Source organism: Mesobacterium pallidum (assembly GCF_019966535.1).
Classification (GTDB): domain Bacteria; phylum Pseudomonadota; class Alphaproteobacteria; order Rhodobacterales; family Rhodobacteraceae; genus Mesobacterium; species Mesobacterium pallidum.
Window position 1 is genome coordinate 224568 of the sequence record NZ_JAIMID010000002.1, and the last position, 12984, is coordinate 237551.

At 64.1% G+C, this 12984-nt stretch carries 12 protein-coding genes; 2 read left to right on the plus strand and 10 right to left on the minus strand.

Translation table 11 applies throughout. The features are described 5' to 3' along the window. Positions 1-4 precede the first annotated feature (4 nt). The 3 genes from MF270_RS03790 to MF270_RS03800 form a co-directional block, all read right to left on the minus strand. Entirely contained in the window at positions 5-886 is an 882-nt protein-coding gene (locus MF270_RS03790) for a fumarylacetoacetate hydrolase family protein (RefSeq protein ID WP_238364525.1), read from the minus strand. Between the two features lie 19 nt (positions 887-905). Next, positions 906-2591: an FAD-dependent oxidoreductase gene (locus tag MF270_RS03795; protein ID WP_238364526.1), complete on the minus strand. Its 1686-nt coding sequence runs from the start codon at positions 2589-2591 to the stop codon at positions 906-908. A 93-nt stretch (positions 2592-2684) separates the two neighbouring features. Further along, on the minus strand, positions 2685-3644 hold the full coding sequence (locus tag MF270_RS03800; protein WP_238364527.1) for a LysR substrate-binding domain-containing protein: 960 nt from the start codon (positions 3642-3644) through the stop codon (positions 2685-2687). A 161-nt stretch (positions 3645-3805) separates the two neighbouring features. Here MF270_RS03800 and MF270_RS03805 point away from each other — a divergent pair, with 161 nt between their 5' ends. Next, positions 3806-4327, plus strand: a complete 522-nt coding sequence (locus tag MF270_RS03805; RefSeq protein ID WP_238364528.1) for a TRAP transporter small permease — start codon at positions 3806-3808, stop codon at positions 4325-4327. Then, positions 4324-5607 carry a TRAP transporter large permease gene (locus MF270_RS03810; RefSeq protein ID WP_238364529.1) on the plus strand — a complete coding sequence of 428 codons (1284 nt, stop codon included), beginning with the start codon at positions 4324-4326 and terminating at the stop codon, positions 5605-5607. Before MF270_RS03805 ends, MF270_RS03810 begins: the two co-directional genes overlap by 4 nt. Positions 5608-5652: 45 nt before the next feature. Here the strand turns inward: MF270_RS03810 and MF270_RS03815 are convergent, their stop codons facing one another. The 7 genes from MF270_RS03815 to MF270_RS03845 form a co-directional block, all read right to left on the minus strand. Then, positions 5653-7113, minus strand: a complete 1461-nt coding sequence (locus tag MF270_RS03815) for an aldehyde dehydrogenase family protein (RefSeq protein ID WP_238364530.1) — start codon at positions 7111-7113, stop codon at positions 5653-5655. A gap of 39 nt (positions 7114-7152) precedes the next feature. Beyond that, positions 7153-8097: a glutathione S-transferase family protein gene (locus MF270_RS03820; protein WP_238364531.1), complete on the minus strand. Its 945-nt coding sequence runs from the start codon at positions 8095-8097 to the stop codon at positions 7153-7155. A 38-nt stretch (positions 8098-8135) separates the two neighbouring features. Further along, positions 8136-8918 carry an SDR family NAD(P)-dependent oxidoreductase gene (locus MF270_RS03825; RefSeq protein WP_238364532.1) on the minus strand — a complete coding sequence of 261 codons (783 nt, stop codon included), beginning with the start codon at positions 8916-8918 and terminating at the stop codon, positions 8136-8138. A 179-nt stretch (positions 8919-9097) separates the two neighbouring features. Further along, entirely contained in the window at positions 9098-10588 is a 1491-nt protein-coding gene (locus MF270_RS03830; RefSeq protein ID WP_238364533.1) for an amidohydrolase family protein, read from the minus strand. Positions 10589-10730: 142 nt separating this feature from the next. Beyond that, positions 10731-11675: an alpha/beta hydrolase gene (locus MF270_RS03835; RefSeq protein ID WP_238364534.1), complete on the minus strand. Its 945-nt coding sequence runs from the start codon at positions 11673-11675 to the stop codon at positions 10731-10733. After that, entirely contained in the window at positions 11675-12541 is an 867-nt protein-coding gene (locus MF270_RS03840) for a fumarylacetoacetate hydrolase family protein (protein ID WP_238364535.1), read from the minus strand. Before MF270_RS03840 ends, MF270_RS03835 begins: the two co-directional genes overlap by 1 nt. Before the next feature lie 22 nt (positions 12542-12563). Further along, positions 12564-12965, minus strand: a complete 402-nt coding sequence (locus MF270_RS03845; protein WP_238364536.1) for a nuclear transport factor 2 family protein — start codon at positions 12963-12965, stop codon at positions 12564-12566. Positions 12966-12984 lie beyond the last annotated feature (19 nt).

Consider the following 12984-nt stretch of genomic DNA (forward strand, 5'->3'; position numbering starts at 1 on the left):
CGGATCAGGCCGATTTGGCCAGCATGTCGTTTTGCGCGTCGCGGATCGGGTTCGACAGGACGCCAAGTCCCGTGATCTCCACCTCGCAGACATCGCCGTCTTTCATCCAGAGCTTGGGGTCGCGCGCGAGACCGACACCTGACGGCGTTCCGGTCACGATCACATCGCCGGGCCGCAGGGTCATGAAGTCCGAGCAGATCGAGACAAGCTCGGCGACAGAGAACACCATCGAGTCGATGGGCGCCTGCTGGACGACCTGACCGTTGAGCCGCGTGATCAAGGTCAGGCCCTGGCAGCCCGCCGGCAATGCGTCCGACGTCACGAAGACCGGACCGAACGCGCCGGTATCGTCAAAATTCTTGCCCGCGGTCCATTGTGGCGCTTTGAACTGGTAGTCGCGCACGGAGGCATCATTGAAGATCGAGTACCCCGCCACGTGGTCGAGCGCCCGGTCGACAGGGACGTTTCGCGCCTCGCGCCCGATGATGGCAACCAGTTCCCCCTCGTAGTCGAGCTGTTCCGAGACATCGGGGCGCAGGATGGGTGCGCCATGACCGATGAGAGAGGAGTTGAAGCGGCCGAAAAGGGTCGGATAATCCGGCTGCTCGAAACCACTCTCTGCCGAGTGGTCCGAATAATTCAGCCCGACGCAAACGATCTTTTCGGGGTCCGACACCGGCGGCATCAGGACGACCTTGTCCAGGTCGATCACGGCGCCCTTTGCAAGCACGGCATGGGCACGCGGCAGGGCATCCTGGCCGCTGCGCAAGAGCGACAGGAGCGATCCCGGATATCCCGGGGCGTCCTCGGTCAGTCCCCGGAACCCGGTGTCGGTCTCGACCGCGAGGCCTTTGCGTCCGTTCTGGCTGAAGCTGGCAAATTTCATCTGGGTGTCTTCCTTCTGGTCAGGCGACATCGGCGACCGTTCGGGCGCCGGCATGTGCTGTCACGATGTCAAAAACGCATCGGGCGTCGTCGGCCGATGCATGGTCCCCCCGCCACGCGACGATCTGGTCGGGACGAACAAGCGTGAATGCCCCCTCGTAGAGGTCCATTGCGACGGGTTCGTTCGAGATATCCACGACCTCCAGGTCGATGCCCCGCTGCCGGGCCTCACCGCGCATGGCCGCAACCGTCGGATCGGACGGGTGGACACACAGCAGGGTCCAGTCGAACCCGAACGCATCGAACAGGGAACGACCGTCGGCAAGCCAGGCATGCGGCGCACGACCGCCCGGCTTGGCCGTCGGCACGTAGACCGACGGCGCATCGGGCGGGACCGGGGTGCGATCGTCGACGATCACGGGGGATCCGTCATATCGCGCCCCAAAGGTAAATCCGGGGATCGTGAACTCGCGGGCGGCATGGCTGCCCAGATAGGCGCCTGCCCGCGCACGTGCTGCATCCCCAGCCGGGCCGGCGTCCTGGATCGCGGGCGATGGCACATACAGACCGACCGAATCCGCAAAGCGAAGCGCGAAGGTCGTGTTCCGGATGGCAACGGGGCGCCGCTCGGCCTCGTAGCTGGCAACCAGGTCGGGCGCGGCCTGTCCCTTGATGACCGCCGCGAGCTTCCAGCCGATATTCACGGCATCCTCGATGGCGGTGTTGTAGCCCATGCCGCCGGTCGGTGTGAAAAGGTGGATGGCGTCGCCGCCAAGCAAGACCCGCCCGTCCAAGAACGTCTCGGCCACCAAGGCCCGGCCGGCCAGCCACGAGGCGATTCCGGTGACCGTGAACGGAAGGTCCCGGCCCACGGCCTGCAGGAAAAGCGCACCGGCTTCCGCCTCGCTCATCCTGTTGGCGTCTTCACCTTCCCGCAATTGCGTCTGCAGCACGAACGAACCACGCCCGTCGACCGTCGCCAATAGTGCGCGGCGCTTGCGATTGAAGGTCCAGTACATCCAGGCGCGCGGGATCTTCAGGTCATAAAACGCGGGCGCATCCAGATAGATCGACAGCATGTTGCCGCCCATGAAGTCGCGCTGCCGTGTCTCGCCCCCGCTGTAGCGGATGCCAAGCTGTTTTCGGACCGTGCTGCTGCCGCCATCGGCCCCGAACAGGTAGCGCGCCCGGATCTGGTAGGCCCGCCCTGTCGTTTCGCGCAGATTGGCCAGAACGCCCGTGTCATCCTGTGCGAACCCCTCCAGTTCGGTTTCGAACCAGATCGACACGGTGGGCAGGCCCTGCGCCTTTCGGCACAGCGTCTGCTCGACAAGGCTTTGCGGAACACGATGTGGCAGTTCCGCGCCGTTCCACACATGCGCCTGCTGGCGCAGGAAAGTCGCGGCATCGCGGGACGCGGGCATCTTGTGGCGCGCCAGTTCATGACCGGAAAAGGTCGTGAAATAGGCGACGTCGGTCGGATGATCGTCCGGCATCCCGAGCGCGCGGATTTCATCGGCGAAGCCAAGCCGCCGGTAATGTTCCATGGTCCGTGCCTGCGTCGCATTCGCCTGCGGCGCCGTCGCGACCGTCGCTTCGCGGTCGACCAGGATGACCCTGATACCGCGCCGCCCCAATTCGTTGGCAAGCATCAGCCCGCAAGGCCCTGCGCCCACGATCAGGACATCGGTTTCCACCGGTTTCATCTCGCCCTCCCTCTGGCCTGTTCCAGGGGACACTGGCCGAGCAAGAGCGATACCGATAGATTTCAGAAATGTCGGTGCGATACGGAAATGCTATCAGACAGGTTCGAACCCGGTTTTCGCCGCTTCCCGGATCAGGTGCGTCAGAAACTCTCCCGCCGGGGTCAGGCCGATCCCGGCGCGGTGCACCATCATGATCGGCGGGGCCGCAAAGGATTCGTCGAGTTCGAATTGTCGAAGCAAGCCGATCAAAAGCGGCGACTCGACCCATTGAACCGGCAACATCGCCAGAAGATCCGACTCCACAAGCGCCGTGAGGATCGACAACGCCGACTGACACTGCGTGACAACCCGCGGCGGCGGAAGCGCATTGTCGGAAAACACCTGGTTCAGTTCATCCCCGGCATCATGGGTGATCGAGGTCGCCAGCCAATCCGCTCCGGCCAGATCGGCAAGACGAGTGGCGCCAGCCATCGGATGCTCCTTGCGGCCCACGACGACCCTTTCATTGTCGAACAGCTTTTCCACGTTCAGCTCGGCCGCCTCCGATTCCGCTGGCACCGGACCGACGTAAATGTCGATCTGGCCATTTCGCAGGTCCTTTTCGAGCGTCGGCATGAACCCTTCGATGATGCGCAGGCGGACCGACGGATAGCGCCGCCGAAAGGTTCGCAGCGACTTGGAAAACAGGCCCAGATGCCCGGCGATCGAGAGACCGACAACCAGTTCGCCCTCGACTCCGTCCTGCTGCTGATGCACCGCTTCGCGGGCCCGGCGCACTTCGCCGAGGATCATCGTTGCACGCGTCAGGAACCCTTCGCCGATCGGCGTGAGCCTGACGCCACGCGCTTCGCGAATGAACAATTGCGCGCCCAGCGAATGCTCGAGTTCCTGTATCGACCGGGTGATCGCCGGCTGGGCCAAGCCAAGCGCGCGCGCGGCTGCCCGCAGGCTGCCGTGTTCGGCCACGGCCACGAAATCGCGAAGTTGGTTGAATTTCATCGCTGTCTGATAGCGTTTTTCGATCACCGTGACAATCAGCTCCGCATTTCGCATCACCAACTGTCAAGCTTTTCCGGACCTTGTGGATAAGCGATACAAATTTCGCATCAGAGCGACGATTGTTGCATCTAACCGATAGCAATCATCCGGGTAGAACCTGTGGAGGGTCAAGGTGCGGCCTGTCCGCTGGGGACAGGTGGCGCCGGGAGGAGAAAATGGAAAAAGTCATGGGAAAATGCATGGCCGCCGTCCAGGTGGTGCTGGGGCTGATCCTGATCGCCATGGTGGGGTTGTCCGTCTGGAACGTGGTCGCCCGGTACGTGTTCAATGCGGCCCTGCTCTGGGCCGACGAGGTCGCGGTCTACGCCATGATCGTCATCACCTGGTTCGGGGCGATCGTGGCAGCGTGGCGCCGCGCCGACATCGCGATGTCGTTGGTCGTCGACATGCTTGGGCCCCCTTGGCGGCGCGCGCTGGCCGTCATTCAAAGCCTTGTCACCGCCGGTGCCTGTGGATGGGTGACCTGGCTGTCCTACGGATACGTCCTGCGCGTGTTCAAGTTCGGCATGACGAGCGATGCCGCCCACATCCCGATGTGGATCGTGCACGGGTCGATCACCCTGAGCCTGGCCAGTATCGCCTTGATCGCGCTTTGGCGGGTGGCCGGGTTGCTGGCCGTCGGTCCGGATCGGGCGCAGCCCTACGAAACCCTTACCGCGGAGAACACATCGTCATGACTTTCGCGCTTGGCCTTCTTCCTGCGACGCTGCTTCTGTTCGGCGTCCCGATCTTCGTTGTCCTGCTCACGGCCTCGGTCGTCGCACTGGCCTTCTTCATGAACATTCCGATGACGGCCGTGCACCAGAACCTGTTCGGGTCAATCAGTTCTTCCGGCCTCCTCGCGGTTCCGTATTTCATCTTTGCCGGGGAGCTCATGTCACGCGGCACGGTGTCCCTGAGGCTGGTCGACTTCGTTCGGAGCTTTGTCGGCGGTCTCCCCGGCGCGCTTGGGGTCACCACGGTCGGGACGGCCACCGTCTTCGGTGCGATATCCGGGTCAAGCGCGGCGGCGGTGGCATCGGTGGGCAAGGTCATGCACCCCGAGATGAAGAAAGACGGCTATCCCGGTCCGTTCTCGGCCGGGATGATCACGTCTGTCAGCGCCATCGGCATCATCATCCCGCCGTCAATTCCGATGATCGTCTACGGCGCATCCTCCGAAACTTCGATTCCCAGGCTCTACGCGGCCGGTGTCTTGCCGGGCCTCCTTCTGGCCGGGGTGCTTGCGGCCTACATCATGGTCCGGGCACGTGTCGGCGGTTTCGGTTCCCGGTCGCGGCCGACCCTCACGGGCATCGCCAGCGCCATGCAACGGGCCGTCTGGGCCCTTGGCGCACCGGTCATCGTGCTGGGAGGCATCTACGGCGGCATCTTCTCTCCGACCGAGGCCGCCGCCGTCGCCTGTTTCTACGCCATGGTCGTCACGCGCTTCATCTTCCGCGAACTGTCCTGGCGGGACATCCTCGACTGTGCGGTCACGTCCATTCTCTTCTCGGCTCAGATCCTCGTCATCGTGGCTGCCGCGGGGCTCTTTTCGTGGATACTCACCGTCAACCAGATCCCGCAAAGCATGGTGGCCTGGATCGTCTCGATGGATATCTCGGCTTGGCAATTCCTGCTTGCCGTCAACATCATGCTGCTTCTCTGGGGCTGCGTGATGGATCCGCTGTCGGCCATCCTGCTGTTGACACCCATCCTGATCCCGATCGTGGACGCGCTTGAGATCGACAAGGTTCACTTCGGGATCGTGATGACGCTGAACCTCGCCATCGGCTTGTTCACACCGCCCTTCGGGATCAACATTTTCGTGGCGCAGTCAGCCCTGCGCATGAACACGAAGGATATCTACAAAGGCACCCTGCCCTTCTTCCTCGTGTTCGTCGTGATACTTGGGTTCATCACGTTCATTCCGCAGATATCGCTGTTCAGCATGAACGCTCTCATGTTCGGAAACTGAGGCAGACGCGGGCCGGGGTGAAAACCCCGGCCGTCGTTTGTGATGTCAGAACGGATAGTGGCCGGGCCCTGTCGTCACCGTCGTCAGGCGGATCTCGGTGAAATCCTCGACCGCGTAGTGCCCCGACCGGCCCCAGCCGGAATCCTTCACCCCCCCGTTCGGAAGCGACGCTTCGCCCGCCATGGTCGATCCGTTCACGTGGACGATCCCCGTGTCGAACCGCTGGGCCATGGCCAAACCGCGTGCCGCGTCACCGGTCATGATGGCCGCGCTCAGCCCGAAAGGTGTGTTCTGCGCCCTTGCGAATGCCTCTTCGGGATCGTCAAAGGCTTCGACCACCAGAAGCGGGCCGAAGGTTTCGTCGCATCCATTGGCCGCCGGCGATCCGGGCGGCACATCGGCGAGGATGGTCGGCGCGTGAACGCGGCCGGTGCGCTGCCCACCCGTCACCAGCTTTGCCCCCGCGGTCAGTGCCTCGTGAATCCGCGCCTCGGTCTTTTCGACTGCCGTATAGTTGATGAGCGGGCCAATGACAACGCCGGCCTCCAGCGGGTCGCCGGATTTCAGGGCGGCCGTGCGGGTCGCAAGACGTGCGACAAAGTCATCGTGCACCGTACGGGCCACATAGACCTTGCGCGTGTTCATGCAGATCTGGCCCTGGTGGAAGAACGCACCGAAGTTCACCGCGCGGGCCGCGTGGTCCAGATCGGCATCCTCCAGCACGATCATCGGATTGTACCCGCCCAGCTCGAAAACGGTGCGCTTGAGCGCGCGGCCCGCCCGTTCGCCAAGGATCCGCGCTGTCCGGTCCGAGCCCGTGAAGTTGATGCACCTCACATGCGGGCTTTCAAAGAAGACATCGGCGATTCCGGCCGCGTCGCCGGGCGCGTGGGTGATCACGTTGATCGTGCCCGGCGGGAAGCCCGCTTCGTGAAAGATCTCGGCCTGAACAAGTCCGGCAGACATCGGCGCAAGCTCGGACGGCTTGATCACGACGGTGTTTCCGAATGCCATCGGCAGCACGATTGTCCGCCACGCCAGGAAGAACGCCCCGTTCCAGGGCGTGAAACCCGCCACGACCCCCAGCGGCTTGCGCGTTGCCATCGCCATCCGTCCGGGCGTGTCGCTGCGCAGCAGATCGCCGTAGGGCAGATATCCCCAGGACGCCGCCTGCCTGAGCAGGTTGGCGGACAATTTCACCTGGAACGACGCAAAGGCACGTCCGGTCCCCGCCTCGACCGCCAGCAGGTGAACGATCTCATCGTGGCGTCGTTCGGTGATGTCGGCAGCCCTGAGGAACAGAAGCTGCCGTTCCCCGGGCGTCATGTTCGCCCAGGCCGGAAAGGCCGACTGGGCGGCAGCGACCGCCGCCTCTGCCTCGGGGCGTCCCCCGGCAGCCACCTTGGCGACAACGCTGTCATCCAGCGGGTTCGTGACGTCGAAGGTCGGCCCTACGTCTTCCGCCCAGACGCCTCCGACATAATGGGTGTTTGGCAATGGGTTCATGTGGCGGGTCCTCCCGATTTGTCTGACCGCGTGATCGTGTCAGGGCGTGGCGGGCTTCGGCGTCAGCCGGGCGCCCGGAAAATTCAGGATCGCCGCCTGAAGAGCGGGCAAGCCGCGCAGCCGATCGTAGTAGGCAGCGACGGCAGGCAAGGATCCGTCCGCCCAAGAGCCGCTTTCGTCCAGATCGTCGGACCGGATCAGCTCGGCGCCCCAGAACAGGTCGGCCATCGTGACGTCGTCACCGAAAAGCCAGGGCCCCGCCTGCCGGGCCAACCGGACCTCGAGCGCGGTAAACGCGCGTGCGACCGCGTCCCGCGCGGCGGCAATTTCGCCCTCTGAAAACAGCTGGTCCGCGGCCGATTGCTCCTTGTCGCGCTTTGCCTCGTAGGCGGCGCGCAAGGCCCGGTCGTCTCCGTATTCCTCGATCAGTGCGGTGCACCTGCGCACCTTGCTGGCCGCGAATGCATTCCGCGGCGCGCCTGCCGGGATGACCTGAACCGCAAGATTCTGATAATTCGGCAGATCGTCGATCATGGAAAGCTCTGCGAGGATGTCGTCCCTGATCCCGTCGGGCACCAGCGTCGCGCCTGCCATCCCGTCAATCGCCAGGCAGATCCGCAGGGAGTCGACCAGGATGTCGCCGCTGACAGAGTCGATGAGGGTTGGCACGACGCAGGCATCGCAGCCACTGGTCGCGACCGAGGTCGTGCCAAGATGCCGGTGCGACAGCCGCAGCCCGGCAGCGGCGCACCCCTCGACACGGCTGCGCACATAGACCGGATCGTAGGTCTCGCCCTGGAAGATATCCAGCACATGCGACCAGTGATCGAGGCCCAGTTGGGCAAGCACGGCCCGTACCTTTTGCGAACAGATCGAGTTGGGCGCATGAAACAGGTGCAGGCCCGGATTTGGTCCCGCCCCGACCTGCATCCCGGGAAATCGGTCCAACAGCGGGGCGATGAACGCCTGATTTGCATGTGCCATGTGTCGGAGTGTCCTGTGCCTGGAAAGATGAACGTGAATCAGTGCATCACGGACCCGCCGTCGACGACGATTGTCTGGCCGGTCATGAAGTCGCTTTCAGCGGACAGCAGGAAACCGACGGCACCCGTCAGGTCGGCAGGCATCTGGTCGCGCGGCAGACACCGCGACGCCACGGTCATCCGATTGATGTCGGCGGTATCGTCAGCCTCGGCGATACCTTCGCTCAGCGTGAAGCCGGGGGTCAGGCAATTCACGCGGACCCCGTCCGCGCCGCATTCGCGCGCAAGGACCCGGGTCAAGGCGATGACGGCCCCCTTGGACGCCGTGTAGTGCAGCAGCCCCGGCGTTCCCTTGAACGCGGTGCCCGAGGCAATGTTGACGATCTTGCCGTAGCCGGCCTGGCGCATGCCCGGCATCACGGCGCGAATGACCTCGAATGTCCCGCGCACGTTCGTGGACAGCACCCGGTCGAAATCTTCCGACGAAATCGCTTCGAAGGGACCGGGACGCAGCGAGGCGAAGATCGCGGCATTGTTGACGAGGCCGGTGATCGCTCCGACCCTGTCCGTGGCCTCTGCCACGAAATCCGCAACAGCCGGGCCATCGGTGATATCGCAGACACCCCCGGTCACGTCTGCGCCATGGCCCCGTAACTCGGCGACCAGTTCGTCCGGGCTGACGATATCGCACAGGGCCAGGCGGGCCCCGTCTGCGGCCAGTGCCCGGGCATATTCCGCGCCAATCCCCTGTGCGGCCCCGGTCACGATGATCATTCGTCCCGCAAGCCGTTCGGCTTGATCCGATCCGCGTGGCTGTCGCATGTCGCGTTTCCTCCCAAATCCTCTGTTCACTTGCGATTAGTACGACATGGCGGGGATCGCAGAAGATGGCATCATCGTCAGGATGATACCATTTCACTATCGCCACCGGATGCAGCCGCCGGGCACGAAAGGCTCCCCGCCTGCGTCTCCCGCGGCGCGGAGCCTGAAACCACGCGCGCCTATCCCCCGTAGGCGCTTGAGATTGCCGATTTCATCGCTTCGAGGTCGGCGGCATCGAGGTAGGTTCCGTTCGTGAAGACCCCGGCAATCGACGCCATGTTCGCGGCCGACTCGAGCGGGTTCGCGTCAAGCACGACCAGGTCCGCGTCGAACCCGGGAGCGACAACACCCACCGTGTCCGGACGCCCAAGGAACGCGCCGACATTGAACGTTGTCATCTGAAGAATGGACAGAGGGGACAGGCCAGCCTGTTCAAGCTCTGCAAATTCCTGGTGCAGGGAGAACCCCGGGATCAGCCAGATACCCCCCACGTCAGACCCAGCCATCATCTTGACACCCGCATCATGCATGTTCGCGACCACCCGCGTCTGGAGGTCGTACATCGCGGTCACCGCGGCCTTGGTCTCCGGGCTGAGTTCCGTGTCGAACTGTTCGCCCATCTGCTCCCAAAGAGCGCGGGTCTTCGGATGCAGGAAGCGCAGATTGGCGTCCGTCCGATACGCGGCATCGCCGCCACGGCTCATGGTCCGAAGCCGGATGAGCGTGGGCACCTGCCATACATCATGCGCGACGAAACGGGTGGCGACCGCAGCGCACATGTCGGGATCGAAACTTCCGACCAGCCCGGTCAGCGCGGGCGCGAGCCGTGCGCCGGTATAAAGCAGAGGGTTGAGAAGGAACGTGGGTGGCAAGGTGACCGGCCCGTTTGCGGCCTGGGTCATGCGCGCCCGGATGGGTTCGCCGGCCCTTGCGCAGTCAAGCATGATGCCCGGCGTTGCGCCCAGATGCTCGAAGACATCCCAGCCCGCGTCGATCGCGTCCGCTGTCGAAAGCGCCGTCGGCAGGTGGCCGGCGACATCGAAACCAAGCGCTTCGGCTTCGGTCAAAGCCGCCAGCACGCCCTCGCGCGGGCCGCCAACGACTTTCAGGAAATCCGACCCTGCGGCCATTTGCGCCGCGACGAACCCGCGGGCCGCCTCGGGCGTCGGCGCCTGCCCCAGATAGATGTCGCCGGTCACCTGTAGCGCCTCTGGCGCGACCAGCGCTCCCGATGCGATGGCCTCGTTCAATGCGCGGGCTGCCGCGATGACCTCGGCCGAGCCGGACATCTGGCGAAAGCCCGTCACGCCATTGGCCAGCAGCAGGTCCAGCTTTGCGCTGTCACCGGTCTCGTCACCGCCCGAATGGTCATGGTCGGTGACGGCATCGGCGTCACCCGACAACACGTGCACGTGCATGTCGTTGTAGCCGGGAACAACGAACCGGCCGGCCCCCTCGATGATCCGGTAGGACGGGTCGATGGCGGCGGCACCGTCCTGGACGGCCTCGATGCGTCCCATCCGAAGCAGGATCGTCCTCGCCTCGGCGATGTCGCCCGTCCGGGTGTCGACCACCGAAACATCACGCAGCGCAATGCCGTCTGCGTTCTGGGCCTGCGCCGCGCCCGCGGCCGCGCCCATGGCGAGCACGACTGCCGCGCCCTGCCACAACCGTTTCCAATCTTTTTTCATGCCATCCTCCCATGATGGTCACGCAGGCAAAGCCTGCTCCCGAGATCAGGCTAAGGACCTCGGGCTGCGTCCAGCAGGTGCTGAAAGTGTCAGAGCGATACCGATCCTTTATCGGACCCCGTCACGCGACGTCGGCGCTGGCCGACTTCAGCGCGAAAGCAAGCTGATCGTCCTGGAATGCGCCGCCGCATCGGTGGAAATCGATGCAATGGCCCGCATCCCTGACAATGTCGGAACTTACCGTGCCCGCTGATGAAAAGGCCCTGCCGAAATCGTCCACCAGGTCAGGCGTCGTGATCCAGAGCGCTTCGTGTTCGCCCATGCGCGCATGAACCGGGACCCGGACCCGCGCCGCGATATCACGAACGCGGTCTTGCCAGCCGCCAGTGATGTCGAGCAGTTCGTTGAGCGGGCAATGCGTGTTCGCAACATGGCTCGCTTCGGGCATGCCTGCGCCCCGCGTCTCTGCCGGGCCGAACATGACCTGATCCTTCATCGGTGCGGGCAAGTCCACGAAGTACACCTGCGGGAACTGCGCATAGGCTTCCGCGCTTTCGGGCGGCGTCTTCAGCCCGACACCGGAAACCGCGATCCCGACAAGGGTCCACGCGGGCTGCAGGGCGGCCATGGAAATGACCACCGCGCCTCCGATCGAATGTCCGATCATGAAAACCGGCGCAGAGGTGCCGAAATCCTCAAGCAGCGCGGGGATCCGGGGCACGAGGTATTCGGCATTCTTCTGGATCAGGTCGGGTGCATCAGGAAGTTGGGTCGACCCCCCATAGCCGGGCCTGTCGACCGCGATCACGTCGAACCCCTGGTCGGCTGCGCGTTGCAGCAGGGAATGGCCCTCGATGTCGAAGTATCGCGACGTGTAGGTCCCCCCGTGCACGGCCAGGACAAGCGGTCTGTTCGCCCCGTCCCCTGTCGTGCCGCGCACGCGCAGTCCGGTAAGCGTGCCGCCATCGACGACGACCTCGAAGTTTTCGACTTTGCCTGTGCTCATGTCTATCTCCTCCCTTGGACCCGCCCCGACCGTCCAGGCGGTCGGGACCCTTGTTTCCATCACGCCACGATCACCCGGTTTTCTATCGCGCCCAGACCTTCGATCTCTGCCCGGACGACGTCGCCAGGCTTCAGGAACTCCGGCGGTTCCCTGGACACGCCAACGCCACTGGGTGTCCCGGTCGCAAGGATGTCGCCCGGTTTAAGCGTCATCACCTGCGACAGGTACGCGATCTGTTCGTAGATATCGAAGATCATGTCCCCGGTGCTAGCGCGTTGCTTTTCGACCCCGTTCACCGTCAGTGTCAGGTTCAGGGCAAGCGGATCCGCCACTTCGTGGTCAAGCGTGAGCCATGGCCCGGTCGGGCCATGCGTATCGAAGGACTTGCCAAGTGTCATGGTCGAGGTCCGGAACTGCCAGTCCCGCACCGACACGTCGTTCGTGACCATGTAGCCACCGATCACGGCGCGCGCCGCCTCTGCCGGGACGTTGCGGCATTCCGTTCCGATCACCACGGCGAGTTCGATTTCGTAATCAAGCTGATCGCTGACGGACGGCATGACGATACCGTCGAACGGACCGCCGATGCAGCTGACCTGCTTGTTGAACCACAGCTGGTACTTGGGGACTTCAAGACCGAGCTTCCGGGCTTCCTCGCCATGGTCGGAATAGTTCATTCCGATCGCAAGGAATTTCTCCGGGGCCGGAACGGGCGCATGAAGACGGACCTCGCTCAGGGGCAGCGCCTGACCGGCATCCGCATCGACCGAGCGATACAGGTCGCGCGCCCGGTCGCCTGCCTTGAGGAAACCCGCGACGGTCGTCGGCAGGTCGGGGGCCGCGACGCTCAGGTCGACAACAACATCCCCGATCACCTTGCCCAGCCTGGCGGCCGTCGAACCCGTGGAAAAACTGGCTAGCGACATGCTCACACTCCTCTTTCGCGGCTCACACCGGCACCGGCGCGTTGTGGCAGGTATTGAGCAGCCAGACACCGTCGAGACGGATCCAGGTCTGTGTCGTCACCGCATCGAACTTCAGGATGTCCCCTGTCGCAAGCACTTCGAGCGTCTGGGAAAGCGGCCCCGTCATCACGGCGAAGTCTCCGTAGCACCGGATATTGAGGTCTCCGCGCGTCAGGTCGCGGAATGCATAGCCATGCCGCATGGCATCCATGTAGGCCGGCTTGTCGTCGGTCTTGCCGTTGAGATGGATATGGACCAGATCGTCGGCCAGCATCGCCTCGAGCACATCTGGCCGCGCCTGCAAGAGCGCCGCACACCGCTGCGCCTCGCGCGCAGCCAGTTCGGCCACACTCGCTCCATCCGGGACAATGGATTGCTCGATCATCGGGTCTCTCCTGGGTGGT

Coding starts and splice junctions, on each gene's coding strand:
- MF270_RS03790 (WP_238364525.1), bottom strand. CDS start 886: ATGAAATTTGCCAGCTTCAGCCAGAACGGACGCAAAGGCCTCGCGGTC.
- MF270_RS03795 (WP_238364526.1), bottom strand. CDS start 2,591: ATGAAACCGGTGGAAACCGATGTCCTGATCGTGGGCGCAGGGCCTTGC.
- MF270_RS03800 (WP_238364527.1), bottom strand. CDS start 3,644: ATGCGAAATGCGGAGCTGATTGTCACGGTGATCGAAAAACGCTATCAG.
- MF270_RS03805 (WP_238364528.1), top strand. CDS start 3,806: ATGGAAAAAGTCATGGGAAAATGCATGGCCGCCGTCCAGGTGGTGCTG.
- MF270_RS03810 (WP_238364529.1), top strand. CDS start 4,324: ATGACTTTCGCGCTTGGCCTTCTTCCTGCGACGCTGCTTCTGTTCGGC.
- MF270_RS03815 (WP_238364530.1), bottom strand. CDS start 7,113: ATGAACCCATTGCCAAACACCCATTATGTCGGAGGCGTCTGGGCGGAA.
- MF270_RS03820 (WP_238364531.1), bottom strand. CDS start 8,097: ATGGCACATGCAAATCAGGCGTTCATCGCCCCGCTGTTGGACCGATTT.
- MF270_RS03825 (WP_238364532.1), bottom strand. CDS start 8,918: ATGCGACAGCCACGCGGATCGGATCAAGCCGAACGGCTTGCGGGACGA.
- MF270_RS03835 (WP_238364534.1), bottom strand. CDS start 11,675: ATGGAAACAAGGGTCCCGACCGCCTGGACGGTCGGGGCGGGTCCAAGG.
- MF270_RS03840 (WP_238364535.1), bottom strand. CDS start 12,541: ATGTCGCTAGCCAGTTTTTCCACGGGTTCGACGGCCGCCAGGCTGGGC.
- MF270_RS03845 (WP_238364536.1), bottom strand. CDS start 12,965: ATGATCGAGCAATCCATTGTCCCGGATGGAGCGAGTGTGGCCGAACTG.